This window comes from Celeribacter baekdonensis (assembly GCF_003047105.1).
Classification (GTDB): domain Bacteria; phylum Pseudomonadota; class Alphaproteobacteria; order Rhodobacterales; family Rhodobacteraceae; genus Celeribacter; species Celeribacter baekdonensis_B.
Genome location: NZ_CP028475.1, coordinates 3,164,860 through 3,190,576, shown reverse-complemented (window position 1 = coordinate 3,190,576; position 25,717 = coordinate 3,164,860). Strand labels below are relative to the sequence as shown.

Annotated in this window: 20 protein-coding genes; 12 read left to right on the top strand and 8 right to left on the bottom strand. The window is 58.3% G+C overall.

The window, feature by feature from the left end; translation table 11 throughout:
* The first annotated feature begins 157 nt into the window (after window positions 1–157).
* The 6 genes from DA792_RS19300 (at window position 158) to DA792_RS19275 (ending at window position 7,135) form a co-directional block, all read left to right on the top strand.
* Window positions 158–415: a DUF4212 domain-containing protein gene (locus DA792_RS19300; protein ID WP_107722154.1), complete on the top strand. Its 258-nt coding sequence runs from the start codon at window positions 158–160 to the stop codon at window positions 413–415.
* Between the two features lie 12 nt (window positions 416–427).
* Window positions 428–2,155 carry a sodium:solute symporter family protein gene (locus tag DA792_RS19295; RefSeq protein WP_107722152.1) on the top strand — a complete coding sequence of 576 codons (1,728 nt, stop codon included), beginning with the start codon at window positions 428–430 and terminating at the stop codon, window positions 2,153–2,155.
* A gap of 105 nt (window positions 2,156–2,260) precedes the next feature.
* Window positions 2,261–4,078, top strand: a complete 1,818-nt coding sequence (locus DA792_RS19290; RefSeq protein ID WP_107722789.1) for a putative nucleotidyltransferase substrate binding domain-containing protein — start codon at window positions 2,261–2,263, stop codon at window positions 4,076–4,078.
* 28 nt (window positions 4,079–4,106) lie between these two features.
* The gene (locus DA792_RS19285) at window positions 4,107–4,622 is read left to right on the top strand and encodes a hypothetical protein (protein ID WP_107722150.1); all 516 of its coding nucleotides are present in this window, start codon (window positions 4,107–4,109) and stop codon (window positions 4,620–4,622) included.
* A 25-nt stretch (window positions 4,623–4,647) separates the two neighbouring features.
* On the top strand, window positions 4,648–5,037 hold the full coding sequence (locus tag DA792_RS19280; protein ID WP_107722148.1) for a response regulator transcription factor: 390 nt from the start codon (window positions 4,648–4,650) through the stop codon (window positions 5,035–5,037).
* Window positions 5,027–7,135 carry a 3'-5' exonuclease gene (locus DA792_RS19275; RefSeq protein WP_107722146.1) on the top strand — a complete coding sequence of 703 codons (2,109 nt, stop codon included), beginning with the start codon at window positions 5,027–5,029 and terminating at the stop codon, window positions 7,133–7,135. Before DA792_RS19280 ends, DA792_RS19275 begins: the two co-directional genes overlap by 11 nt.
* A 4-nt stretch (window positions 7,136–7,139) precedes the next feature.
* On the opposite strand, the gene DA792_RS19270 is transcribed toward DA792_RS19275, so the two are convergent.
* The 6 genes from DA792_RS19270 to DA792_RS19245 all read right to left on the bottom strand — a co-directional run bounded on the left by DA792_RS19270 (window position 7,140) and on the right by DA792_RS19245 (window position 18,923).
* Entirely contained in the window at window positions 7,140–7,745 is a 606-nt protein-coding gene (locus DA792_RS19270) for an NUDIX hydrolase (protein ID WP_107722144.1), read from the bottom strand.
* Between the two features lie 21 nt (window positions 7,746–7,766).
* Entirely contained in the window at window positions 7,767–8,918 is a 1,152-nt protein-coding gene (locus DA792_RS19265) for an HlyD family efflux transporter periplasmic adaptor subunit (RefSeq protein WP_439099400.1), read from the bottom strand.
* A gap of 17 nt (window positions 8,919–8,935) precedes the next feature.
* Window positions 8,936–11,653 carry an ATP-binding cassette domain-containing protein gene (locus DA792_RS19260; protein WP_254679314.1) on the bottom strand — a complete coding sequence of 906 codons (2,718 nt, stop codon included), beginning with the start codon at window positions 11,651–11,653 and terminating at the stop codon, window positions 8,936–8,938.
* Window positions 11,650–13,005 carry a TolC family protein gene (locus DA792_RS19255; protein WP_159075326.1) on the bottom strand — a complete coding sequence of 452 codons (1,356 nt, stop codon included), beginning with the start codon at window positions 13,003–13,005 and terminating at the stop codon, window positions 11,650–11,652. Before DA792_RS19255 ends, DA792_RS19260 begins: the two co-directional genes overlap by 4 nt.
* A gap of 85 nt (window positions 13,006–13,090) precedes the next feature.
* A complete protein-coding gene (locus DA792_RS19250; protein WP_107722137.1) occupies window positions 13,091–16,252 on the bottom strand; it encodes an Ig-like domain-containing protein in 3,162 nt (1,053 codons plus the stop codon).
* A 232-nt stretch (window positions 16,253–16,484) separates the two neighbouring features.
* Window positions 16,485–18,923 carry a heavy metal translocating P-type ATPase gene (locus DA792_RS19245; protein ID WP_107722135.1) on the bottom strand — a complete coding sequence of 813 codons (2,439 nt, stop codon included), beginning with the start codon at window positions 18,921–18,923 and terminating at the stop codon, window positions 16,485–16,487.
* A gap of 121 nt (window positions 18,924–19,044) precedes the next feature.
* Here DA792_RS19245 and DA792_RS19240 point away from each other — a divergent pair, with 121 nt between their 5' ends.
* From DA792_RS19240 to DA792_RS19230, 3 genes are all read left to right on the top strand, one after another.
* Window positions 19,045–19,245, top strand: coding sequence for a heavy-metal-associated domain-containing protein (locus tag DA792_RS19240; protein ID WP_107722134.1), 201 nt, complete (start codon window positions 19,045–19,047; stop codon window positions 19,243–19,245).
* Window positions 19,246–19,338: 93 nt separating this feature from the next.
* Window positions 19,339–20,187, top strand: a complete 849-nt coding sequence (locus DA792_RS19235) for a 2-dehydro-3-deoxygalactonokinase (protein WP_159075325.1) — start codon at window positions 19,339–19,341, stop codon at window positions 20,185–20,187.
* Complete coding sequence (locus tag DA792_RS19230) at window positions 20,184–21,179, top strand: aldose epimerase family protein (protein WP_107722129.1); 996 nt, start codon at window positions 20,184–20,186, stop codon at window positions 21,177–21,179. Before DA792_RS19235 ends, DA792_RS19230 begins: the two co-directional genes overlap by 4 nt.
* A gap of 6 nt (window positions 21,180–21,185) precedes the next feature.
* On the opposite strand, the gene DA792_RS19225 is transcribed toward DA792_RS19230, so the two are convergent.
* Both DA792_RS19225 and uraH read right to left on the bottom strand, forming a co-directional pair.
* Entirely contained in the window at window positions 21,186–22,421 is a 1,236-nt protein-coding gene (locus tag DA792_RS19225) for a urate hydroxylase PuuD (protein ID WP_107722127.1), read from the bottom strand.
* Between the two features lie 4 nt (window positions 22,422–22,425).
* Window positions 22,426–22,785 (bottom strand): hydroxyisourate hydrolase, encoded by a 360-nt coding sequence (uraH, locus tag DA792_RS19220; RefSeq protein WP_107722125.1) that lies wholly within the window; start codon window positions 22,783–22,785, stop codon window positions 22,426–22,428.
* A gap of 151 nt (window positions 22,786–22,936) precedes the next feature.
* Here uraH and puuE point away from each other — a divergent pair, with 151 nt between their 5' ends.
* The 3 genes from puuE to DA792_RS19205 are packed head-to-tail and all read left to right on the top strand — an operon-like array spanning window position 22,937 to window position 25,687.
* The gene (gene puuE, locus DA792_RS19215) at window positions 22,937–24,382 is read left to right on the top strand and encodes an allantoinase PuuE (protein ID WP_107722123.1); all 1,446 of its coding nucleotides are present in this window, start codon (window positions 22,937–22,939) and stop codon (window positions 24,380–24,382) included.
* On the top strand, window positions 24,351–25,205 hold the full coding sequence (locus DA792_RS19210) for a bifunctional allantoicase/(S)-ureidoglycine aminohydrolase (protein ID WP_439099399.1): 855 nt from the start codon (window positions 24,351–24,353) through the stop codon (window positions 25,203–25,205). Before puuE ends, DA792_RS19210 begins: the two co-directional genes overlap by 32 nt.
* Entirely contained in the window at window positions 25,205–25,687 is a 483-nt protein-coding gene (locus DA792_RS19205; RefSeq protein ID WP_107722121.1) for an ureidoglycolate lyase, read from the top strand. Before DA792_RS19210 ends, DA792_RS19205 begins: the two co-directional genes overlap by 1 nt.
* Window positions 25,688–25,717: the final 30 nt, after the last annotated feature.

The following is a 25,717-nucleotide window of genomic DNA, read 5'->3' as shown; positions in this document are numbered from 1 at the left end:
GGCGGTGCCACAGGTCCCGGATCGCACGCACAACCGTGCCGATCCATCAGGGAAGGGAAACGGGCCCCACGAGGAGGTGGGACCCGTAACGTAAAGGACCCATGACGCCGCCAGAAACAGGGCGCGCGTGGGTCGGGGACAAAAGGGAGGACCGCACATGGCGGACAACTCAGAAAACAATGCCTACTGGGCCGCAAATAAGCGGATCATTGGCATCTCGCTGGTGATTTGGTTCATCTGCTCCTTTGGCTTTGGCATCCTGCTGCGCCCGATGCTTGCGGGCATCAAAATCGGCGGTACGGATCTTGGCTTTTGGTTTGCACAACAGGGCTCGATTCTCGTGTTCCTGGTGCTCATTTTTACCTACGCGATAAAAATGAACAAACTCGACAAAGAACACGGCGTCGACGAATAAGGAGCGCATGGAATGGACCAGTTTACCCTCAACCTGATCGTTGTGGGCGCGACCTTTGCGCTCTACATCGGCATCGCGATTTGGGCCCGTGCGGGTTCCACATCTGAATTTTATGCGGCTGGCCGGGGTGTTCACCCTGTGCTCAACGGCATGGCCACCGGCGCGGACTGGATGTCTGCTGCATCGTTCATTTCGATGGCCGGGATCATCTCTTTTGGCGGCTACAACACCTCGGCTTACCTGATGGGGTGGACCGGCGGCTATGTGTTGCTTGCCATGTTGCTTGCCCCTTACCTGCGTAAGTTCGGCAAATTCACGGTTCCGGAATTTATCGGCGACCGTTTCTATAGCCAAACAGCCCGCACCGTGGCTGTGATTTGTTTGATCACCGCATCGCTGACCTATGTGATCGGTCAGATGACCGGCGTGGGCGTGGCCTTCTCCCGCTTCCTCGAAGTGGACAACACCACCGGTCTGTTGATTGGTGCGGCCATCGTGTTCTTCTACGCGGTTATCGGCGGCATGAAGGGCATCACCTACACTCAGGTGGCACAGTATGTCGTTTTGATCATCGCCTACACCATCCCTGCGATCTTCATCTCGCTGCAACTGACCGGCAACCCGATCCCGCCGCTGGGCCTGTTCTCGGATGCAAAATCTTCCGGTCTGCCTTTGCTCGAAACACTGAACGGCATGTTGGGTGATTTGGGCTTTACCGAATACACCAAACAGACCGACACGACCCTCAACATGTTCCTCTTCACCATGTCTTTGATGATCGGGACCGCGGGTCTGCCGCACGTCATCGTACGTTTCTTCACCGTACCGAAAGTGTCTGATGCACGTTCCTCTGCCGGTTGGGCATTGGTGTTCATCGCGCTTTTGTATCTCACCGCTCCGGCTGTTGGTGCGATGGCACGCGTCAACTTGATCGACACAGTCTATCCGAATGGCACAACCGAAGCGCCGATTGCCTATGAAGCGCGTCCGGATTGGGTCAAAAACTGGGAACTGACGGGTCTTTTGAGCTTTGAAGACAAAAATGGTGACGGTCTTGTCAACTATGTGGCCTCCGCAGATGACAACGAGTTCACTGTGAACCGCGACATCATCACGCTTGCAAACCCGGAAATCGCCAACTTGCCGGGTTGGGTGATTGCTCTGGTGGCCGCTGGTGGTCTTGCCGCCGCTCTGTCCACCGCCGCAGGTCTTTTGATGGCCATCGCATCGGCTGTGTCGCACGATCTCATCAAGTCGCAGATCAACCCCGGCATTTCCGAAAAGGGCGAACTTTTGGCCGCTCGGGTCGCAATGGCTGTCGCAATCGCAGTGGCAACCTACCTCGGCATGAACCCTCCGGGCTTTGCCGCGCAAACAGTGGCTTTGGCCTTTGGTTTGGCAGCGGCGTCGATCTTCCCGGCGCTGATGATGGGCATCTTCTCCAAGCGCATCAACAATAAGGGTGCGGTTGCGGGCATGATCACCGGTTTGGTTGTGACCATCGTCTACATCTTCTTGCACAAAGGCTGGTTCTTCGTGGCCTCCACGGCATCCTTCTCTGATGCAGATCCGATGATCTTGTCGATCAAATCGACCTCCTTCGGGGCGGTTGGCGCGATCCTCAACTTTGTGGTTGCTTATGTTGTCTCGAACGCAACAGACGAGCCGCCGGTTGAGATTCAAGACCTGGTCGAAAGCATCCGCATCCCGCGCGGTGCTGGCCAAGCGGTCGATCACTAAACTTTGGGTTTCGGGCTGGCCTCAGGGCTGGCCCGTCGCCATAGTACAGGGGCGCGGGGTCGAATGGCTTTCGCGCCTCTTTCAATTTTATTTTGGACAGTCGCGATGGAAACCACCGCAAAGATCATCAGCTTTCTCCACACCACCCACCCTTATGACGTTTTGCCAGACGGCGAGTTGGCGGATCTGTCCACCTCCTTTTCTCGCAAAAAATTCGACGAAGGCGATGTGATTTATGCCCATGGCGAGTTGCTTGAGGGGCTGTATCTGATCAAGGAAGGTGCGGTTGAGATCACCGACATCAATGGCGCACAGGTTTCGCTGTTGCAAAAATCGAACCATTTCGGTGAACGCGGCTTGTTGCGCGACGGGCATGCGGCGACGACGGCCACGGCGGCGTCTGAGTGCACGCTTTTGGTGCTCACGCCGGAGGCGTTCAAGACCGAAGTGGCCGCAAACCCGGCCTTTGCCCGCTATTTCAACCGGGGCCAAGCCCGCCCCAAAGTCGCCACGGGTCTGATGACCCAACATGTCTCTGATCTGATGGCCCATGCGCCCGTGACCTGTTCTGAGACAACATTGATCGCAGACTGCGCGCGGATGATGCGCGATCACAAAGTCTCCTCCGTGGCCGTGATAGACGGCACGCGCCTGAGCGGACTGGTGACCGTGCGCGATATGACCAACAAGGTTCTGGCCGAAGGCCTTGAGACCACCCTGCCCGTCTCGACCATCATGGCCCGCGATCCGATCTCTTTGGAACCCAGCGCGCTTGGCACTGATGTCATTCATATCATGTTGGAAAATCACATCGGCCATCTGCCGATCGTCGAAGGTGGCACATTGGTCGGGATGGTCACGCAGACCGACATCACGCGCTTTTTCGGCTCGTCGCAAACCCAAATGGTGTTTGATCTCTCAAACGCCAAAACCATCGCCGACATGGCTGCGGTCACGGCCCGCTTGCCAGAATTTCTCATGCAGCTTGTTGGCGCACATTTGGCCCATGACGTGGTGACACGCAAAGTCACCGATGTCGCCGATATCGTCACACGGCGCCTGTTGAAAATGGCCGAAGATGAATTTGGCCCCGCCCCCGTGCCATATCTGTGGGCCGCCTGTGGCTCGCAAGGGCGGCGCGAACAAACCGGCGTGTCGGATCAGGACAACTGCCTCATCATTGACAATGCCGCGACAGAGGCCGATATGGCCTATTTCCGCAAGCTGGCGAAATTTACCTGCGACGGATTGAACGCCTGCGGCTATGTCTATTGCCCCGGTGATATGATGGCGATGGCGGATCGGTGGTGTCAAAAACTGTCCGTCTGGGAAGGCTATTTCAACAAATGGATCAGCGCCCCCGACACTGAGGCGCAAATGTTGGCCTCTGTCATGTATGATCTGCGGCCGATTTCTGGCAATCACCGCCTGTTCACACCGCTGCAAAACACCGCTCTGAAAGCCGCGGCGAAGAATTCGATCTTTGTCGCCCATATGATTGCCAATTCGCTCAAACACACCCCGCCCTTGGGCTTGCTGCGCGGCTTTGCCACGATCAAATCCGGCGAACATCGCAATGCTTTGGACATGAAACACAACGGCGTTGTGCCAATTGTCGATCTTGGCCGGGTCTATGCGCTTCAGGGCAAGTTCACCGCCGCCAACACCCGCGCCCGGATTGAGGCGGCGATTGAGGCCAACGTGATTTCCGAAAGCGGTGGCAAGGATTTACTCGCCGCCTATGACACAATCGCCACCGCCCGACTGGAACATCAGGCCGCACAGGTACGTGACGGCATCCCGCCCGACAATTTCATGAGCCCCTCAGCCCTTCCGGCCTTTGAGCGCTCGCATTTGCGCGATGCTTTCGTCATCGTGCGCACCATGCAATCCTCGCTCGGCTCGTCCGCCGCGCGCAGCTAACCAAACCTTAAAGAAGGGACCAATCCCCATGCTTCTCGAATTCATCGCCACAATCACCGCCGGTGTCGGTGCCGCCGGTTTCATCCTTGGCCTGCAAAAACTCACCCGGATCAAATTTCCGAAATGGGCCATGCCCGCCGCCGCAGGTGTGGCCATGTTGGCCTTTGCGATCTGGAGCGATTATTCGTGGTACAGCCGCGCGCTGGATGGCATCGGCGAAGGTAAAGTTGTCGCCACTACGATTGAAAAAAGCCAGATCTGGCGGCCTTGGACCTATCTCGTTCCGGTCACCACCCGCTTTATCGCCCTCGACAAAGACGGGGCCACCATCGAGGACGGCACGGTTTTGACCGATATGTACCTGATGGCGCGGCGTGGTGATGCGGCCATTGTCCCCACCGCTTTTGATTGCATTCTGGGCCGTCGCGCCGATTTGGTGGGTCTGGAAAAAGGCCCGATTGATGAGATGTTGGCACAGGCCGATTGGTACGCCATGCAAAGCGACAATCCGATCCTGCGCACGGCCTGCGATGCGTTGAGATAACACCACGGAGGGGAGGCCGTAAAAGATGCAAGGCAAACCGCGCATTCTTTTGGTGGAAGACGAAGATAATATCGCCATTGCCATTGAGCTTTTGCTGTCGCGCGAGGGCTATGACATTCTGCGTGTTGCGGATGGGTCTCAAGCCATCCCCAACATCCGTGCACAGCACCCCGATTTGGTAATATTGGATGTCACGTTGCCAGGGAAATCCGGCTATGAAGTCTGCCAATCCATGCGCCTGACCCAAGATTTAACCACGGTTCCAGTGTTGATGATGTCCGCGCGTGCTTCACAGGCCGAACAACGCAAAGGGCTTGCCATGGGGGCCAACGCGTTTTTGACCAAACCCTTTGCGATGGATGATCTGCGGTCCTGTGTGGCCGAGCTGATCACGGGAGATCGACATGAAAATTGAACATTGGTCGCTGCGGCTTCGGGTTTTTCTATTTTTCGCCGGCCTCGCGGGAGGGGCAATTTTGGCGGTTCTGGCGGGGCTTTATCTGGGATTTGCCCGCCTGCATGTGCCTGAGGCCCGCGATGGGTTTGTCTTTGCCGGTGCGATTGCCAGCTTTGCCATCCTTGCCATGGTGGTTTGGATTTGGCTGATGTTTGACGAAAACGTCGCCAAGCCAATCCAACGACTGGCCGGCGGTATGTTGGCGCGGGCCCACGCCGATGTCGATGAGGCGCTGAATGAGAAAACCGCACGTTACTTGGGCGATCTTGCCCCCGCCGCACATGCTTTGACCGAAAACTTGCTGAGCACGCGTAACAAGTTGGCAGAGACCGTGGCGATGGAGACCACCCGTTTGGTCGATGAAAAAGAGCGGCTCTCCACCCTCGCCGCCGAGATGCCACATGGCGTGGTCTTACTGTCCGGCCTGCATAAAATTGCCTTTTACAACGGTGCCGCCGCCGATCTTTTATCCGCCGATCATACGCCCGGTTTGGATCATGAAATCTTTGATTTCCTGCGTCCTGCGCCAATCCGGTCGGCCTATGCCCGGCTGTGTGCAGGCGAAGGTGGCGAGGGCCATGTCCTGCCTTTGACCGTGGCCACGCGGCATGGAGGCCAAATCCTATCAGCGCGGATGCGGTTGATGCATGCCCCCAATGAGGGCGACGCGATGCCGCCCTATGTGTTGAGTTTAGAGGATGTGACCGACGATCTGGCGATCCATGCCAAACGCGAAAAGCTTCTGTCGCGGATGTTTGACCGCCTGCGCCCATCTATGGCTTCTTTGCAGACCACTTTGGCGGCACGTGAAACGGATGACACATTGCGCAATGATCCCCGGCTGAACACCGCTTTGGTCAGCGAGATGCAACAGTTGACCGACGAAATTGCCACGTTTGACGCCGAATATGAGGCGACAAAGGCCGATTGGTGGCCGATGGCCTCAGTGCGTGGCTCTGAGCTTTGCGACGCCTTGAGCGCACAGTTGGCCCAAGACGACACCGCCCTGGCAGCCGACGTGGTCGAACCGCTCGTGCTCACTTTGGACGCGGTTCAGATCATCACGCTCATCACGTATATCGCTCGATTGGTGATCCAAGACGGCGGACGAGCCCTTTCGTTTTTGATTTCCCGCGAAGAGGACGGCGGCGCGATGTTGGCGCTCGGGTGGTCGGGCGCGCCTTTGTCCGTCGATCGACTTGAAACATGGCTGACCCAACCGCTTGATGTCGGTTTGGCCGATATGACCGGGCGCGACATTCTTGCGGCCCATGGCACCGACATCTGGCCCGAATTTGGTCGCGCCTCGCGTGCCGTCCTGAAACTGCCGATCCGGAGTGCCCGCCCAGTACGGCGCATCCCCAATGATGGGCCGCGGACAGTGAGCTATGACTTTGATCTTTTGGCACACAGGCCGTCAAAAGAGGTGATGGAGACCCCTCTCTCGCACTTGACCTATGTGGTGTTTGATACCGAAACCACTGGGCTTTTGCCCTCGCAAGGTGATGAGATTTGTCAAATCGCGGCGCTGCGCGTGGTCAATGGCAAGGTCCGCGACACGGAGGCACTCGACGCGCTGGTCAACCCCGGCCGCCCCATCCCCGCCTCATCCACAGAAGTGCATCACATCACCAACGCCATGGTGAAAGATGCGCCCCCGATTGATGTGGTTGGGCGACAGCTACATAGCTTTGCGCGTGGGGCGGTTTTGGTCGCCCATAACGCACCGTTTGATTTGGAATTCCTGCGCCGTCACGAAGCCGGAATTGGCGCGAAATTCAACAATCCAGTGCTTGATACGGTGCTGCTCTCCGCCATCGTGTTTGGCCAGTCACAAGAGCATACGCTGGATGCAATCTCCGCCCGCCTCGGCGTTAAAATTCCGCCCGAAGCGCGCCATACTGCCATGGGAGATACGGTTGCGACCGCGCAAGTGTTTATCAAAATGCTACGTATGGCCGAGGAGCGCGGGATTGTAACCTTTGGTGATGCTCTTACGGAAATGCGCAAACACAAACGCCTGTTGCAGGATGCCAATCAGCCCCAAACCGCGTGATGGGTTACAGCAGAGACCGGATCTGACCCACGGCTGCACGGTGGTCATAAAACGGCACCTGTTGTGGCGGCAACGCCTTGTGCATCGCCGCTTCGACCTCGGCCAAAACCACCCGCGTGACAAAGGGCAGATCAAAACTGCGCGCGCCCGCAAGCGTCACCCATTGCAAATGCGACAGCTCGTCTTCGGCCCTTGAGAAATCATCCGGGTCATTGGCCAGACGCGCCGCATCGACCAGAAAAAACCGCGCATCAAACCGACGCGGACGTCCCGGCGGAGTGATGGCTCGGAACACGAAATGCAGGTCCGTGACGTCCGGCAAAATCAACCCGGTCTCTTCGCGCAGCTCGCGCAACGCCGCATTGGGGAGCGCGCGCGTCATCTCAGCAGGTGCCTCAGCGGCGAGTCTGCGCGCACAGATTGGCGTCAATTGCCCGGGCGGCTCGCGATCATAATCCTCCGCATCAACAGCACCACCGGGAAAGACAAATTTGCCCGGCATGAACACCGCACCATGGCCACGCTGCCCCATCAAAACACGCGGCACCCCGGCGTCTTGGCGCAGCAGGACCACCGTTGCGGCGTCGCGTATGGGGATATCTTGGCTCATGCGTTCACCCTACGCGCAACCCTATGGTTCGCGAAAGGCCTCGCGTGATTTGTAGAGCGGTTTCAGCAGATATTGCAAAAACGTCTTTGACCCGGTGTGCAACTCAACCTGCGCGCGCATGCCGGGACGGATCTCGATTTGTTGCTGCCGCTCGGTCAAACTGCTCAGGTCAACCGTTGCCGTCACCCGATAATAGGGCTCGGCTTTTGGATCGCGCTCATCTTTGAACGTGTCGGCGGACACCACCTGAACCTTGCCCTTCAAGGAGCCGAAAATCGTGTAATCATAGGCAGATAGTTTGATCGTCGCGTCTTGGCCGGGTTGCACATGGGCGATGTCTTCGGGGCGCACGCGCGCTTCGACAAACAACTCTTCGTCCACAGGAATGATCTGAACCAACTCCTCTCCGGGCCGAATCACGCCGCCAATCGTCGTCACCATCAGGCTGTTCACGATACCCCGCATCGGCGCGACGATCACTGTACGCCCGAGCTGATCATTGGCCAAGGTCAGCGCCTGTTTGACCGAGGCCAGCTCTTTGAGCGTATCGGAATAATCTTCGGCACGCTGCAATTCTGCCTGCGTGACAATCTCATTGTATTTGAGTTGGGCGTCAGAATGCGATTTGCGGGCACGGGTCACTTCGATCAGCGACACCACGTTTTTCGTCAGCATGTCCTCCATCAAGGACCGCTCCGTTTCCGCTTGTTTCAAAACCGCCATCGCGCCATCTTTTCGCGCCAAATAGTCACCAACCCGCGCCTTCAACAGTGCCTTTTCAGAGGCCAGAACCGTTGTTGCCCGTGCCGCGAGATCGTCGGGAACGACGAACTCGTCCTCGCCCTCAAGCTCCGCCTCAAGCCGCAAACGCCGCACCTCTAAGGCGTCGATTTTTTCCTGAAGATCATCCACAGAGGTGCGAAATTCCGTGCCCTGCAATTTGGCCAGAACCTGACCCTGTTCGACCTCTTGCCCCTCATGCACCAACAGTTCGGACAAGATCCCGCCCTCAAGGTTTTGCACAATCTGCGGTCGCGATGAGGAAATCATTTCACCATCAGAACGCACAATCTCATCGACCCGCGCAATGGCCGCCCAAAGCAAAAAGATCACAACCACAACGGCCGAAATTCGAATGATCCACCCCGGACGATCCATGTCCTTGTCGAGCATGTCGTCGAACGTGGCCATCAACGTGTGCTCGCGTTTTCGAGATGCGCCATGACCTGTGCACGTGGCCCGTCTACAACCAATCGCCCGTCCTTAAACACCATCGCCCGATCCGCGAGGGCGACGATGGGCAAACGATGTGTGGCGACCACAACGGTGCGCCCCGAAAGCCACTCCGTGAGCCGCGCCACAAGCCCAGTTTCAAGCGCCTGATCCAGCGCCGCAGTCGGTTCGTCCAACAGGCAAACAGACGGGTTTTGCAACCACATCCGCGCCCAGCCAATCGACTGACGCTGACCGACAGAAAGGCCTTCGCCACCATCACGAATTTCAAGGTCCAGCCCGCGGTGATGCCCACGCACAAACGCGCCCAAACCGGCAAAATCCAAAGCGGCGAGCAGGCGATCATCATCGCGTTCCATACCGCCAAGATTCAGGTTGTCACGCAATGTCCCGGCAAACAGCCGCACATCTTGGCCAAGGTAGCCAACAGAGCGGCGAATATCGCGCGGATCAATTTGCGACATCTCGGCACCGTCCAGCAAAATGCGCCCTTGGGTCGGCGCATAAAGCCCGGCGAGGAGTTTCAGGAATGTGCTTTTACCTGATCCATTGGCCCCCAGAACCGCAATTTTTTGCCCCGCTTTGATATCAAGTCCCGGCAGATCAAGCGTCGGCGCGCCCTCGGTGTCGTAGCGAAACTGTGCCTCCCGCAACACGAATGCGCCGTTGATCTGCGGACGACGAAGGAAGTTGCGATCCTCGCCGTTGTCCTGCGGTGCGGCGGCGATCGCGTCCAATCCGTCCAGCGCGGTTTTGACATTGGCCCACCGCGCCATCGTTGCGGAAAGCTGAGTCAACGGCGCGAGCGTGCGCGAGGTCAAGATGCCGGTTGCAATGATCGTCCCAACGGTAAATTCACCGGCGAAAACCAAATAGGTTCCGGCCACCACAGCCAAAACATAGGTCAATTGCTGCACACCTTGGGACCAGAAGGTCAACATGCCGGAGAGTTTGCGCTGTTCCGACGATTTCGCCGCAGACAGCAGGTTCAATTCATCCCAAATCCTGCGTACCCGCTCTTCGCCGCGTTGGGTTTTGATCGTGTCGAGTTCAAACACCGCCTCATGCAAAAGCCGCGTCGATTTGGCCGATGCCCCTTGGGTCTCTTGGGTCAGGCGCATCATCCGTTTTTGGAACAAATAGCCGGGCACCACCATGATGATCGCGCCCACAACCAAAATCCAAACGATCGGGCCGGAGATCGAGGCCACAAGCGCAAAGAACAAAAAGATAAACGGAATGTCGGCAACTGATCCGATGGTCGAGGCGGTGAAAAACTCACGCACCGACCCGAATTCACGCATGGCGGAAAACAGGCCCGTCGGCGTTGTCGGCCGCGCATCGGACCGCATTCCCAAGAGCCGCTCCATCAAGATCGACTGAACCCGCATTTCAATTTGACGCCCCGCCCCATCCATCAGACGCGAGCGGGCAAGTTTCAAAACCGCCTCCAAAGCGATGGCTAAAACCGCGCCAAGTGCCAGTACCCAAAGCGTGGCTTGCGATTGGTGCGGGATCACCCGATCATAGACTTGCAGCGAAAACAGAGCGACGGCGACGGCCAACATATTGGCCACAAGCGAACCCAATGCGATCTCGCCGATCTGCCGTTTAAACGCTCCGAACTGCCCCCAAAACCAATGCTGTTTTGACAAAAGCGGCACATGAGTGGCCGCCAATGTGTCCAAATTTTTCCCGGCGCGCACAATGGTTCCGGTGAAGAACGGTGCGAATTCATAAAGCGGCACTTCGGCCACCTGATCGGCCCCGGTGTGATCAAAAACGGTCAGAACCTCACCTTTTTGCGACCACACAAGGACGATATGACCGGACGACATATAGGCCAATGCGGGCCAAGCCTTGGGCGTGATCGCGGCCAGATGAGTGACTTCGGCGGACAGACCCGTCAGGCCAATCGCACGCGCCATAGCTGTGGGGGCGACATCTTCGCCAGTTTGATCCGCAAAGCTTTCGATCAGATCGGAGATCATCGCACGTTGACCAAAACGCGCGGCAAAAGTCGCAACCAATTCAGCACGCTGAAGGAATTTGCGCGAAAACACCGCCTGCTGTGGTTGCGGTGCCGGTTCCGGCTGAGTGATCTGGATCTGTTGCTGTGGCGACTGCGGGAAAATCTCAGCCTGTGTGACCGGCGCAGCGATCTTGGGCATTACAGACTGCGCAATCGGTTCCGGCTGCGTCGCTTGGGGCGCGGGTGGCGCTTGCGTGGGCTGCGCTGGCGGTAGATCACGGGCCGCTTGGCGCGCCTTGGCTTCGGCTTTCACCTCCGCGGCATCGCGTTTGGGTTTGCACGCGGCTTCTGCGGCTTGGCGGGCCTTTTCAAGGCGCTGCGCCTTGGCCCGTTCCCGCGCATCGTTCTCCTCGACACGCAGCTTTTCGGCTGCCTCTTCGCGCAGCCGTGCCTCGCGCGCCGTGTCGGCCACCTTGCGCCGCACCGCTTCGGTCGCGGCGCGTTTCTTTTCCACCATCGGGTCAAGGACCGGCGTAGATTTCTTGGCAGTAGGTGCCACTTTCGTTTTCAGAGCACCCCGACCTTGGGAGCCCAAATGGACGGTCAAAGGAGCCTTGGGTGCTTTCGGGCGATTGGAAACCTCGTCGGGGGTCTCAGGCTTGGCCGAGGTGACCGTAAAAGCAAGTTTTGGTGCTTTTCTCATATGTTCACCCCATCCGCCAGCGTCCCTGACACACGCGCAATTTCAAGCTCGGTCAAGGCAATTTCGTATTTCAAATCAATATGTTTCAACTCGTCTCGGATCATTTGTTCATAAACGTTCAGCACGTCCATGACGCTTTTTTGCCCGGCTTCGAATTGATCTTGGAAAATGCGATAATTGGCGCGGGTTTGTTCGACCAAATCAGCGGCATCGCGTTCTTGGCGGCGCAGGGCCGAGAGTTGACTGTCTAGCCGCGCACGTTTGCGCGCGGAGGTTTCGCGCGCCTTAGCAATCTGCGCGCTGGCGGCCACTTCGCGGGCACGGCTGGCCTCCATTTCCGCGCCTGTGCCAAGTCCCAAACCGGCGCCATCATAGGCCGCACCTGTGCTGTTCTTCTGGCCTAAAAGAGTGGAGGCGGACAGTGTTGGTAACATGGCGGCGCGCTGTGCTTTGGCCTCTGCGATGGTGCGTTTGGCCTCGGCTTCGGCGCGCAGAACCTCAAGCATCGTCACAGAGCCAGACGGCAAGGAAATCCCCATGGCCTGATCAAGAACCGGAAGGGGGACGCCGCCAGTCAGCGTCTCCAGCTCCGCCCATGCGCTGGCTTCAGCCTCGCGGTGGGTGCTGGTTTCATGTTGCATTTCCGACAGGGTCGAGCGCACGACACGTTGATCCGACAGGCTCGATGCCCCGCCTTTGACACGCTCGGTCACGACCCGATTGAATTCCTGCATCCGGCCCAAGCCACGTTCGGCCATGCCAGATTTTTCATGAGCTTCAGCTGCGGTGATATAGAGGGTGAGGCCTTCATACAGCCGATCATTGACGTCTTGCGACAGAGCCACGGCAGAGACTTCGACATCGGCGGCGGCAAATTCGCGCTCGGCCTTATGTTTGCCGTTGTCATAGAGGGTGACGTCAACCAACAGGCCTGCAACCACTTCGCCCAAAGAATTGAGCGTGATCGACGGACCGATGGTGGGCATCCAATTCGTCGAGCGGGCAATCGCGCGCATTTTGGAGGCGCGCAATTCGGCCTCGGCCACACCCGAAGAGGTGGCAAGCACCGCATTGGCCACCGTGTCATAGGCGGAGCCGGGCGTTAACACCGATCGGCGCGCAATCAAATCAGAAATCAGGAGAGAGGCTTCGCCGGAATTGGCGGCAGAGAGGCTTGGGGTTGCAGGATCTTTGGCTTCGGCAACCGCTCCGGATTTCGCACCAGCGTTGCCCTTGAAAAAGGCCACAGGCTTGATGTCAGACAAGCCCGAAAGACCCGTCGAACCAGTGGTGCAGCCGGTCAAAAACACCGCCACACCCAAGAGCGCACTCAATTTAACCAAACACTTCATAACACCCGTCGCGCTCCCCGCCTCCGCGCTTTCTTTTGGGGATGCGGGCACCGAAACGCACCCGCATCCCATTGTTTTTCCACCGTTACGGCAGGACCACTTCGATATGGTGATCAATCATCACTTGATCATCGCCAAGCGTGTAGATGTCATACGTCGCGCCATCAATCATGGTGCTGTCCCCCGTCAACGCACCGCCCTCAAGCACCACACGGTCGTCTTCGCCACCATGGATGGTCAAGACGCCATCTTCGCCCACGATCCGGTCCAAATCCGCAGTCGACAGCGTGACTTCACCGCCGTTGACGAATTGAAGATCAATCGCACCGAGGTCGAATTGGTCAAGCCCGGAATTGTCGATATCGACCTCGAAATAGGCCCCATCGGGACGTTCGTTGGTGGTGTCAAGCACAAGCAATGTATCGGACTGGTTGCCCGCGACATCTTCGGAGCTGATGACAATCTGGTCGCCATTGGACACATGGCTGCCAAAGTTGAGCAAGGTCTGCGACCCAAGGTCATAATCGGTGTGCGAAATCTCAGTCGAGGAGCCGTTCTCATCGAGAGAATAAACCGACACATCGTCCCCCATCTCACTGACGGAGATCGAATGCACCCCATCCGTGCCGCGCGTTACGGTTTCGACGGAAGGCGACGAAATCTCAGTGTCGATGGTGACCTGCGCCATCTCGGTGCGCGTATTGCCCGCGGCATCTGTGGCGTCGATTTGCACATTTGCGGCATAGGTCCCTTCGGGAATCTCACCGGCCGTGTAGCTGACGCTCCAATTGCCAGCCACATCGACAGAGGCGAGATGGCGAATGCCGTTGAGGGTCACGTAAACCGTTGAGCCCGGCTCCACAAACCCCGTCAAAGTTGCCCCGGAGTGCGCCTCAGCAAGGTTGATGAACATGTCGCCGCTGGCATCACCATTCAGGCCCAGAGAGGTGACCAAAGTGTCATAAGTGATGGTTTCAGACAGTGACGCGGTGTTGCCTGCCGGGTCTGTCGCGTTGATGATCACATTGGCGGAGCCTTCGCCCGAGGGCAGCGCAGAGGCCGGAATGGTCGCAGACCAATTGCCAGAGCCATCAACGGCGGCCAGGTAGTTTTGACCTTGGAAGGACAACACAACCGTGGAGCCCACCTCGACGGTCCCGGCAAGTTGAACGCCAGATTGAGACTCAAGACCGTTGACCACACCGTCGGCCCCACCTTGTTGGGCGGTCTCGGCAAAGTTGCTGACAAACGTGTCAACTTCCACAGCCGTTTGTACCGTTCTGGTGTTGCCTGCAGCGTCGGAAATCGTCGCCGACGCGCCAGTGTCATATTCGCCCGGAGTGACTTCGGATGCGGGGAAAAAGGCCGCGAAGGTCCCGGCATTGGTCGATGTGACCGTATGGGTCACGCCGCTCAAAGTGACGGTGATCGTGTGGTTCGGGGTTGCTGTGCCGCTGACCCAGACCCCATCTGAGGCCTCGACCGCGTTGATCACGTTATCACCTTCGATCGGGTTGGTGGAGAGCGCAATGTCGCCCGCAACTGTATCGACATGAACCGTGCTTGTGGTGGTCGCGGTGTTGCCCGCAGCATCTGTGGCAACGGCGGTCAGCGTGGTGTCATATTCACCGCCCGCCAAAGTGCCCGCAGCATAGGATGCGGTCCATTGGCCCGAGCCATCCGCCACGGTGGTCACGGAAACGCCCGAAAGCGTGACGACAACGGTCGCGCCCGGCTCCGCTGTCCCGGCAAAGCTCATGGATTGCTGGCTCTCAGCCAAGTTGATGGTTTCGTCGCCGCCCGAATGACCCGCATTGATCGCCACACCCGTTTCGGTGTCGATCGAGAAGGTGCCCGTCGCGGAGGCCGTATTGCCCGCCGCATCGGTGGAGACGGCTGTGACCTCTGCATTGTAGCTACCCTGCGGCAGGGAGCCGCTTTCATAGGTCACGGACCATGTGCCATCCTCGCTCACAGTCGCGCTGCGCGAGACGCCTGCCACGGTGACAGTGACCGAAGCACCCGCTTCACCCAGACCCGTCAAGACGACACCGCCGTTCATTTCGGACAGGTTGACCATACCATCGCCACCCGCGGCCCCGGCATTCACCGACAGCGACGCCTCAAGGTCAATCGCGATCTCATGGGTGTAGGTCGCGGCATTGCCGTAAATGTCTGTCACGGTTGCGGTGACGGTGCTGTCATAGGTGCCAGCAGGCAGTTGAGCGCCATCAAAAGTGACCGACCATGTGCCATCGGTCCCAACCACGGTTTCGATCATCTGACCTTCAAGCTCGACCACAACCGTGGCCCCGGCTTCGGATTGACCCGAAACCGGAATACCATCGCTTGCCTCAGAAATATTGACGATATCGTCGCCTTCGACCGTATCAAAGCTGAGATCTTCGGGGGCAGTGTCGACCAAAAGCGTGTCGGTGACCGTTGTCGAATTGCCCGCCTCATCGGTGGCCACGACGGTCACATCGGTGGTGTATTCGCCTGTTTCAATCGCATCGCTGTCAAAGACCGCCGTCCACGTGCCATCCTCGCCAATCGTCACGGTTTCGGTGGAGCCATTGATGGTCACATCCACAACCGCGCCGGGTTCGCCATCGCCGGTGATCTCAAAGCTTCCGCCGTCGTAAATCTCGCCGTTGACATAGTCGCCAACGCTTTCGACACCTGTCAGGATCGCCACGTCAGGTGCGGTGGTGTCGCTTTCGCCACCGCCATTGCCACCGCCATTGCCGCCGCCGTCACCACCGCTGCCACCATCCAACAAAATAACCCCAGCCGCAGCTGCGGCAGCAGCCCCAGCGCCGCCAAGCCCCATACCAGCAAGCGCCAACGGAGCCACAACGGGTTCGATCCGCTCGAGGTCGAGGAATGCGAGCTGGTCGTATTCGCTCCATTTTCCGGTCAAGTCGATGTCTTGATAGGAAGCCACAAGATCGCCTTGGTTTTCATCGACGAAATCGACCTTGGTCATAAGGCCGCGCTCGGACAAGAAGAGGTCATGATCCCCGCCCTCAAAGTAGCCCTCAAGCACGATCGACTTGCCACCGATCAACTCGACCACAAGGTTTCCGCCTTCCCGAGAATACCCCGAAACTGCGGCAGTCGACATGTTTAAAGAGATATCTTCGACCCCACGAACCGAGATCGCTTCGACATTTTCGGAGAGGGAGAGAGTGCCCGTGTCTACATTGCCCGCGATATCGCGGACGGAATACTGAATGCCCAACATTTTACCAATTCACTTCTGCTCGATTTACCATCACGTACCAAAAAACGGTCGCAACTTGTCATTAAGTTCCCCTGCAAACTATATGATCGAGGATTCTCCCGCTAGAGGATAAATGTCACACTGCCACAATTTTGCCCCACTTTTCCACCAGATAGGCGCTCAAACTCACCCTATACGTGTAAATGTAGCGCCCTTTGCAATATATTGAAGGCGGCCGGAGGCACCGATGAGCCTAAAACGCGGCACGCAGTCCACGCAGGCGCAAGGCGTTTGAAAGCACAAAAACCGAAGACATCGCCATCGCACCCGCGCCCAACATTGGCGACAATTGAATCCCAAAAGCGGGGTAGAGCGCACCGGCCGCGACCGGAATAAGGGCGGCGTTATAGGCGAACGCCCAAAACAGGTTTTGCCGGATATTGGCCATGGTTTTGCGACTGACATCCAAAGCGGTGACCACGGCCCCCGGATCGCCCCCCATCAACACCACATCTGCCGCCTCAATCGCCACGTCGGTCCCGGTGCCAATCGCCACGCCGACATCGGCAGAGGCCAGAGCGGGGGCGTCATTGATCCCATCCCCAACAAAAGCGACGGACCCGAAACTCTCTTGCAGCGCGGCAACGATTTTGGCTTTGCCTTTGGGCAAAACCTCGGCCTCGACATGATCAATACCAAGGTCACGCGCGATGGCTTCGGCGGCTTTGCGCGTGTCGCCGGACACCATCGCAACCTTGATCCCGCGCGCATGCAGCGCCTCGATGGCGCGGCGCGAGGTTGGGCGGACCGGATCGGAAATCCCGATCACCAAAGCGGGAACGCCATCCACCGCCACCAAAACCGGGGTGCGGCCCTGCTCAGCCAAATTGGACAACGGCGTTTCGAACGCCTCTGCGGCAATCTTTTCCCGGCTCATCAGACGCATATTGCCGATCAGGACGTCTTTGCCTCCGACCTCGGCCTTCATGCCATGCCCAGCCACGGCACGTGCTTTGGCCACCTCTGGCAAACGCAACCCACGCGCCTCAGCCGCGCGTTCAATGGCGCGAGCAATCGGGTGTTCGGACTGCGCCTCAGCGGCGGCGACCATGGCAAGCAGGGCGTCTTCTTCTCCGTTCACAACAATCACATCGGTCACATCCGGGCGGCCTTGCGTGAGCGTGCCGGTTTTGTCAAAGGCGATCACTTTAACGCCCTGAAGCGCCTGCAACGCATCGCCTTTGCGGAACAAAACCCCCAGCTCGGCGGCCCGCCCGGTGCCCACCATGATCGAGGTCGGCGTCGCCAGCCCCATGGCGCAAGGACAGGCGATGATCAGCACCGCAACCCCGGCGACAAGCGCGTGGGCCAAGGCGGGCTCCGGCCCAAAGATCAGCCAAATCAAAACCGTCAGCAGCGCCAGCGCCATCACCGCGGGCACAAAATACATCGTCACCTTGTCGACCAGCGACTGGATCGGCAGTTTCGCGCCCTGCGCCTCTTCGACCATACGGATGATCTGGGCCAGCATCGTATCGGCACCGACTTTTTCGGCGACATAGGTCATGCTACCCTCGCCGTTGACCGTGCCCGCAATCACCGCCGCGCCCTCAGCCTTGGCCACAGGAATCGGTTCGCCGGAAATCATCGCCTCATCAACATGGCTTTCCCCCGTGAGCACCCGGCCATCAACGGCAATCTTTTCACCCGGACGCAGGTGTAAGACGTCACCGACCTTGATCTCTTCAATCGGAAGTTCGACCACAGTCTCCGCGCGCTCAACCCGCGCCACTTTGGCACGCATCCCGGCCAGTTTGCGGATCGCTTCTCCGGTGCGCCCCTTGGCCCCCGCCTCCAACCAGCGCCCCAGCAGGATCAGCGTGACGATGACGGCGGCGGCTTCGAAATACACATTCTGTGCGCCCATCGGCACGGCTTGCGGCCAAAAGGTCACGACGGTGGAATAGACAAAGGCAGCGCCCGAGCCCAGCGCCACAAGCGCGTTCATATCCGGGCCACCGCGCAACAGCGACGGAATACCTTTGGCAAAAAACACCCGACCGGGCCCCGCGAGCACCACAAATGTGAGCGCGAATTGCACCATCCGCCAAAGCCATTCCGGCACCGCCATCATCCACCAATGATGCAGCGCCGGGATCAAATGCCCGCCCATCTCGATGACAAAAATCGGCAGGGTGAGCGTGGCGGCCAAGATCAACCGTTTGCGCAACAGGCGCGCTTCATCGGCTTTGCGATTGACCGGAGCGGCTTCGCGATCCATCCGCGCCCGCGCCTCATAACCGGATTTGGCAATGGCTTTGGTCAGGTTCTCGACATTCTGAACGCCCGCCAGATAGTGCACCTGCGCCGTCTCAGCCGCCAGATTGACAGAGGCCTCGCGCACGCCCTCAAGCGCAGCAAGCGCGCGTTCGACCCGACCGACACAGGACGCGCAGGTCATGCCTTGAACGTCAAAGGTCACCTCTTCGGTCCGTGCCGGATAACCCGCCTTGTCCAAGGCCGCGACCAAGCCCGCAACATCCGCCGGGGCGTCAAAGGTCACCTCTGCCGTCTCCGTGGCCAAATTCACATTGGCGCTGGTCACGCCCGCAGTGCCATTTAAGGCGCGCTCCACACGGCCCACACAAGAGGCGCAAGTCATGCCTTCGACGGATAAACGGGTGCTGTGCATTTTTGTCGCTCTGGCTTTTTGGTCCATAGAGGTTAAGTAGGAGTCTGATACCGTTAGGGCAAGCCACCACGCCGTGACATAGCGCCCTATCCCCCTTTCCCTTTTGCATGAGGTCAAATGAATGTCTGTCTTTTCCGTTCCTGATATGAGCTGCGGCCATTGCAAAGCCGCGATCACCGAAGCGCTTGAGGCTGTGGATGACACGGTTGAAATTTCCGCCGACATGGATGCGCGTGAAATTGACGTGTTTTCCGAGGCGGGCGACGAGGCCATTCTCACCGCGTTGAAAGCGGCAGGCTATCCGGCAGAACTGAAAAGCTAATCCCCCCAGCCGCTCACACCATTGCACCATGCCGCTCTGCGCGCTAACGCTGAGGGAATGGGCAAAAGCATCGGGATGACCATGGGGATGACAATGACCACGCCAGACTGGATTGCCGTCGATTGGACCGCGCGCGATTTGACCGTTTGGGGCATGGACGCAAAGGGATCGGTTTTGGCCGAGGCCAAAGCGGAGGCCCCGACCGACACCGCCGGGTTTGACGCCGCCCTTGGGGCGGTTTTGCAGGGCTGGGCCACCCCAACAAACACGCCGATTGTGGCCGCTGGGCGCTTCGCCCACGCGCCCCGTGCAGTGCCGTGTCTGGCGATGCCAGAGCATTTTTCCGCCACCTCACCGCTGTATTTCCCGGCCTTGTCGCAAGAGGAGCCACGCCATGTGACCCTTGGCATGGAGGCGGCGATTGCGGGATTTGTGGCCCTGACCCCAAAATTCGATGGCGTCCTGTGCCTGCCCGGCGCGCGCATGACGGTCTGGGCGCATATCTCAGCCGAAGAGGTGGTGTCGTTTCGGTCGGTCGCAACCGGGGTGATGATGACCGGGCTGGCACAGCAATCGGGCTATGAGGCATTCTTGTCCGGCGAGGCTTTGGACGACACGGTCTTTACAGATGCCGTATCGGACGCAATGTCGCGGCCAGAACAGTTCAGCTACCGCATCGCCTCGCTTGAAGCCGAAGCGTATTTGGGCACTCTGCTCCCTGCCCGTGCCCGCGCAACGGCCCTTGGCCTGTTGATCGGAGCGGAATTGGCGGCGACGCGGCCCTATTGGCTGGGCCAACCGATTGCTTTGATTGGCGATGCCGACCTGTGCGCAACTTATGGGATGGCCTTGAATGCACAATATGCCATGCACACCGTCTATGACCGCACAGACATGGTGCAGGCGGGGCTATACGCGGCTTTTCGGACGGCATTTGAATGATTGCGCCCTTTGGCACCACGAAAGCGGGGCATCCGGTGGATGTCATCACGCTCCACGCCGGCGATTTAACCGCCAAAATCCTGACCTTTGGGGCGATCCTCAATGATGTTCGTCTCAAAGGCGTGCCCTATGGGCTGACGCTCGGGTCCAATGATCTGGCCGCTTATGATGGCGGGCCAATGGGGTATTTTGGCGCTTTGGTCGGACCTGTGGCCAATCGGATTGCGGGGGCCTCTGCGACGCTCGATGGGCAGGTGTTTACCTTTGACGCCAATGAGGGCGCAACCACGCTGCATGGTGGTGCCGAGGGGATACAGACCGAGATTTGGCAGATTGCCGATCACACGGACCGTTCAGTCACGCTGACGCTCACCCTGCCCGACGGCAAAGGTGGCTTTCCCGGCACGCGTCTGATCACCGCTCGTTACGAGGTTGAAGCCCCCGCGACCCTGCGCCTGCGCCTTTCGGCCACAACCGATGCGCCGACCTTTATGAACATCGCCAACCACTCCTATTGGTCGCTGGATGGTCGCGCCACCACCGAGGGGCATTGGCTGAAACTCAACGCGGATCGCTACACGCCCGTCGATGCCCGGATGATTCCAACCGGGGTGTGTGATGTGGCGGGCACTGGGTTTGACCTCAGTGAGGGACGGGTTTTGCGGCCCTCGGACGCCCAACGCTATGACCACAATTTTTGCCTCTCGGACCGGGCGGGCGAGCTAAAACAAGCCGCTGTTCTCAAAGGTGAAACCGGCGTGACCCTTGTGATGGAAACGACCGAGCCGGGACTACAGGTGTTTGATGCGGCCCCGATTGGCAGCGGCAATTTCCCCGGTCATCGCGGCGTGCCTGAGGTCGGGTTTTGTGGCCTGGCTTTGGAAGCGCAACGCTGGCCCGATGCGCCGAACCAGCCGGGGTTTCCGTCGGTGGTTTTACGCCCCGGTGAGACCTATGCCCAAGAGACTCTTTGGCGGTTTTCGAAAGGCTAGGCGGGATTAGCCCTCAAGCCCCGCCTCATACCATTTGCGGATCATCTCGCGGCTCTCGTCATCCATATAGGTCAGGTTGTTCGGCGGCATGGCGTGGGTGACGCCAGCCTGAAGCCAAATCTCTTTCGCCATCGTCGCGATCTCTTGTGACGTCTCCAACCGCACCCCTTTGGGCGGCGAGGCCATGCCCTGCCACGCAGGTTCGCGGGCATGACACATGGAGCAGTTGCCCAACACGATGTCATGCACATCCTCAAAACCTTCGGCACTGGCGAACCGTTGCGCCGCGGGCCCCAACACGGCAGCTTCGTCGCCATCTTCTTTGTCCTGAAGGAAAATCCCCGCCGTCGACAACCACATGATCGCCACGAACAACCCCGCCGTCAGCCCCCATGTCCACCACAACATGCCACCGCGTTTATGCATCGTGTTAAAGAAATGGCGGATCGTGACCCCCATCAAAAATACCAGCGCCGCGATGATCCAATTGTATTTCGACGCGAAGGCCAGTGGATAGTGGTTCGACAGCATCATGAACAACACTGGCAGGGTCAGGTAATTGTTATGGGTCGACCGTTGCTTGGCAATTTTACCGTATTTCGGGTCCGGCGTGCGGCCTTCGACCAGATCTTTGACCACGATTTTCTGGTTCGGGATGATAATAAAGAACACATTGGCGGTCATCACCGTGGCGGTAAACGCCCCGAGGTGCAGGAAAGCGGCACGGCCTGAGAACACTTGGGTATAGCCCCACGCCATGATCACCAAGACGACATAGAGAAAGAGCATCAACCGCGTGTTGTCGTCGCCAAATTTGCTTTTGCAGACAAAATCATAGGCGATCCAACCAATCGTCAAAGAGGCCAGTGACAACCCGATCCCGGCCCAAAGCGCGATGTCGAGCACATTGGGGTCCACCAGATACAGTTCCGCGCCCAGATAATAGACCACGAACATCAAGGCGACGCCCGATAGCCATGTCGCATAGCTTTCCCATTTGAACCAAATCAGATCGGCGGGCATGCGCGCAGGCGCAACCATGTATTTTTGGATGAAGTAAAAACCACCGCCGTGGACCTGCCATTCTTCGCCAGATACGCCCTGACGGCGGTCAGTAGAGGGGCGCAACCCCAAATCCAGTGCGATGAAATAAAACGACGAGCCGATCCAAGAGATCGCCGTGATCACATGAACCCAACGCAGAGTGAACTCGGCCCATTCCCAAAAAATCGCCATGAACATGTGCTCAACTCCCCCGATAGGTCGAATAGCCAAAAGGTGATAGCAACAAGGGCACGTGGTAATGCGATGTCGGGTCACTCACGCCGAAAACGATCGGGATGATGTCCAGAAACAATGGTTCTTGCCCACCCTGCCCTGAGGCCCGCAGATAATCCCCCGCATAAAAGATCAGCTCATAGGTTCCGATTGAAAACGACTCTTTGGGCAGGATCGGACTGTCTGTTCGACCATCTGCATTGGTGACCATCTCCGCCAAAAGCTTGCGATCACCACCGCCCAAGTCATACAATCTGATCGTCAGGCCCGTGGCCGGAACACCGCGCGCCGTGTCCAGAACATGGGTGGTCAAAAACCCGGAAGTCATGTGTTTTGTGCTCATTTTCGATGCGTTTCTCTCAAAGGCTGGCCTATGATGTGGGAAAGGGCAATCAATCTTTTGCACTTCCCTAAGGGCAAACGTAGAAAAAACGAGCGAAAGCCTACCAATTAGTCAAAATCCACGAAGGCCTCTCAAAATGCAAAAAAATCCGCCACGTTATGTCCGAAACATGCAGGGCTATGGGGCCAACGCGCCCGATCCGCAGTGGCCCGACGGCGCGAAAGTGGCTGTGCAATTTGTGCTGAACTATGAAGAGGGCGGCGAGAATTGCGTCTTACATGGCGATGCTGCGTCTGAGGCCTTTCTGTCTGATATTGCCGGGGCCTCCATGTGGCAGGGTCAGCGCCATTGGAACATGGAAAGCATCTATGAATACGGGGCGCGCGCCGGGTTTTGGCGGCTGCATCGTCTGTTCACTGGCGCCAATATACCGGTGACAATTTACGGCGTCGCCACCGCTTTAGCCCGCAGCCCGGAACAGGTCGCAGCGATGCAAGACGCCGGTTGGGAAATTGCCTCGCACGGCCTCAAATGGGTCGAACACAAGGACATGCCCGAAGCCGAAGAGCGCGCCGCGATTGCCGAGGCGATCCGGCTACACACTGAGGTCACGGGCGAACGGCCCTATGGTTGGTACACCGGGCGGTGTTCGGAAAACACCGTGCGTTTGGTGGCCGAAGAAGGTGGGTTCGACTATATCTCTGACACTTATGATGACGATCTGCCTTATTGGATCGAAGCGGGTGAGCGCGATCAGTTGATCATCCCTTATACGCTTGAGGCCAATGATATGCGCTTTGCCACGGCCCCCGGCTATATCACCGGCGAACAATTCTTTACCTATCTCAAAGACGCCTTTGACGTGCTCTATGCCGAAGGCGCTGAGAGCACGCCGAAAATGATGAACATCGGGTTGCATTGCCGCCTCATCGGTCGCCCCGGAAAGCTCGCAGGACTAAAGAAGTTTATTGAATATATCCAAGGATTTGACGGGGTCTGGACGCCGAAGCGCATCGACATTGCGCGGCACTGGGCCAAGACTCATCCCCCCTCCCGCATAGCCCGCCCAAGTCAGATGACGCGCGAAAAGTTCGTCGACACATTTGGCAGCATCTACGAGCATTCGCCATGGATTGCCGAACGCGCTTTTGATCTGGAACTCGGGCCTGCTCACGACAGCGCCGTGGGCATCCATTCCGCGCTGTTTCGTATGTTCCGCTCGGCCTCTGAGGCGGAGAAACTCGGCGTTTTGACGGCACACCCAGACCTCGCCGGCAAACTCGCCACCGCCAAACGGCTCACGGCGGAAAGCACGGCAGAGCAAGCCTCCGCCGGGCTGGATGCTTTGACAGATGATGAGCGCACGGGTTTTGAGCGCCTGAATGCGGACTATACCAAAAAATTCGGCTTCCCCTTTATCATCGCGGTGAAAGACAATACCAAAGACAGCATCCTTGCGGCGTTCAAAACCCGTCTGGAGCACTCACGCGACACCGAATTCTCTACGGCCTGCGCCCAAGTCGAACGCATCGCTTGGCACCGTCTGGCCGATCTGTTTAACACCATGGAACACCCTGAATGACCTACGCCTTCCCCCCGGCGGTCTGCCCTCTCAAAATGAAAACCCCGAAAGCACGGCGATTTTTACACCGGCCTACGCGGTCATCCCCGCCTCTGTGCAACGCGATATCGTCACCAGCTTTCTGCCCGGCTGGCACGGCATGCGCATGTGGGTTCTGGCCCGGCCAATGACGGGTTTTGCCGAAACTTTCGCGCAATATGCGGTCGAATTGGCCCCCGGTGGCGGCACCTCTGAACCCGAGCCGGATCGCTCTGCCCAAGCGGTGATTTTTGTGGCTTTTGGCGAGCTGCGCCTGTCCATCGGCGGCGCGCGTTCGACCCTCACGTCCGGGCATTTCGCCTATATCCCGGCAGGTGCTGTTTGGGAGATTTGGAACACGTCCGATGCCCCCGCTGGCTTTCACTGGCTCCGCAAGCGGTTTGAACATATCGCAAGCCTCAATCCGCTCGAAGCCTTCACCATACATGAGACCGATGTCCCCAAAAGCGAGATGCCCGATTGCGATGGCGTTTGGGCGACACAGCGGTTTTTTGATCCGTTCGATCTGCGCTATGACTTCCACGTCAATATCGTCAATATTCTGCCCGGTGGCCGCATTCCGTTTGCTGAAACCCATGTGATGGAACACGGGCTTTATGTGCTCTCGGGCACGGCTAAATATTTGCTGAACAAAGATTGGGTCGAGGTCGGCCCAGGTGATTTCATGTGGCTGCGCGCTTTTTGCCCGCAGGCCTGTATTGCCACTGGCGATGAGCCGTTTCGCTATCTGCTCTATAAGGATGTGAACCGCCACGTTTCTCTTGAAATCGCAGGCCGCCGCTGATGGGCTACACCCTCACAACCGCGCCTTTGACGGCCAAAGCCTTTGCCCCCTACGGCGATGTCTTGGAGGCACGCGGCACGCCCGACAAACTGATCAATGCGGGCAAATGTGGACGATTCCATGACCGCGCGAAGGTCGACGTGATGGAAGCTCGTGTCGGCATTTCGATCTTCAAAGCCGAATTGCGCGCCCTGCCCTATACGCTTGATTTGATTGAAAGGCATCCCGAAGGATCACAAGCGTTCATTCCGATGTCCGATGATCCGTTTTTGGTGATCGTCTCGGACGGGCCGGGCGCCGCCCCCAAAGCGTTTCTGACGGATGGCCATCAGGCGATCAATTTTCACCGAGGCACATGGCACGGGGTTTTGACGCCGCTTTCTGGCAGCGGAATGTTCGCCGTGGTCGATCGCATCGGTGAAACAGCCAATTTGGAAGAACATGTGTTTGAGACGCCTTGGGTGGTGACACATGGCGAATAGCCATGCCCCCAGGGGGCCTCGACCGAGAGT

Excerpts from the sequence above, each read along its gene's own strand:
- DA792_RS19300 (WP_107722154.1), top strand. The coding sequence starts at position 158 with ATGGCGGACAACTCAGAAAACAATGCCTACTGGGCCGCAAATAAGCGG.
- DA792_RS19295 (WP_107722152.1), top strand. The coding sequence starts at position 428 with ATGGACCAGTTTACCCTCAACCTGATCGTTGTGGGCGCGACCTTTGCG.
- DA792_RS19290 (WP_107722789.1), top strand. The coding sequence starts at position 2,261 with ATGGAAACCACCGCAAAGATCATCAGCTTTCTCCACACCACCCACCCT.
- DA792_RS19285 (WP_107722150.1), top strand. The coding sequence starts at position 4,107 with ATGCTTCTCGAATTCATCGCCACAATCACCGCCGGTGTCGGTGCCGCC.
- DA792_RS19280 (WP_107722148.1), top strand. The coding sequence starts at position 4,648 with ATGCAAGGCAAACCGCGCATTCTTTTGGTGGAAGACGAAGATAATATC.
- DA792_RS19275 (WP_107722146.1), top strand. The coding sequence starts at position 5,027 with ATGAAAATTGAACATTGGTCGCTGCGGCTTCGGGTTTTTCTATTTTTC.
- DA792_RS19270 (WP_107722144.1), bottom strand. The coding sequence starts at position 7,745 with ATGAGCCAAGATATCCCCATACGCGACGCCGCAACGGTGGTCCTGCTG.
- DA792_RS19265 (WP_439099400.1), bottom strand. The coding sequence starts at position 8,918 with ATGCTCGACAAGGACATGGATCGTCCGGGGTGGATCATTCGAATTTCG.
- DA792_RS19260 (WP_254679314.1), bottom strand. The coding sequence starts at position 11,653 with ATGAGAAAAGCACCAAAACTTGCTTTTACGGTCACCTCGGCCAAGCCT.
- DA792_RS19255 (WP_159075326.1), bottom strand. The coding sequence starts at position 13,005 with ATGAAGTGTTTGGTTAAATTGAGTGCGCTCTTGGGTGTGGCGGTGTTT.
- DA792_RS19250 (WP_107722137.1), bottom strand. The coding sequence starts at position 16,252 with ATGTTGGGCATTCAGTATTCCGTCCGCGATATCGCGGGCAATGTAGAC.
- DA792_RS19245 (WP_107722135.1), bottom strand. The coding sequence starts at position 18,923 with ATGCACAGCACCCGTTTATCCGTCGAAGGCATGACTTGCGCCTCTTGT.
- DA792_RS19240 (WP_107722134.1), top strand. The coding sequence starts at position 19,045 with ATGTCTGTCTTTTCCGTTCCTGATATGAGCTGCGGCCATTGCAAAGCC.
- DA792_RS19235 (WP_159075325.1), top strand. The coding sequence starts at position 19,339 with ATGACCACGCCAGACTGGATTGCCGTCGATTGGACCGCGCGCGATTTG.
- DA792_RS19230 (WP_107722129.1), top strand. The coding sequence starts at position 20,184 with ATGATTGCGCCCTTTGGCACCACGAAAGCGGGGCATCCGGTGGATGTC.
- DA792_RS19225 (WP_107722127.1), bottom strand. The coding sequence starts at position 22,421 with ATGTTCATGGCGATTTTTTGGGAATGGGCCGAGTTCACTCTGCGTTGG.
- uraH (WP_107722125.1), bottom strand. The coding sequence starts at position 22,785 with ATGACTTCCGGGTTTTTGACCACCCATGTTCTGGACACGGCGCGCGGT.
- puuE (WP_107722123.1), top strand. The coding sequence starts at position 22,937 with ATGCAAAAAAATCCGCCACGTTATGTCCGAAACATGCAGGGCTATGGG.
- DA792_RS19205 (WP_107722121.1), top strand. The coding sequence starts at position 25,205 with ATGGGCTACACCCTCACAACCGCGCCTTTGACGGCCAAAGCCTTTGCC.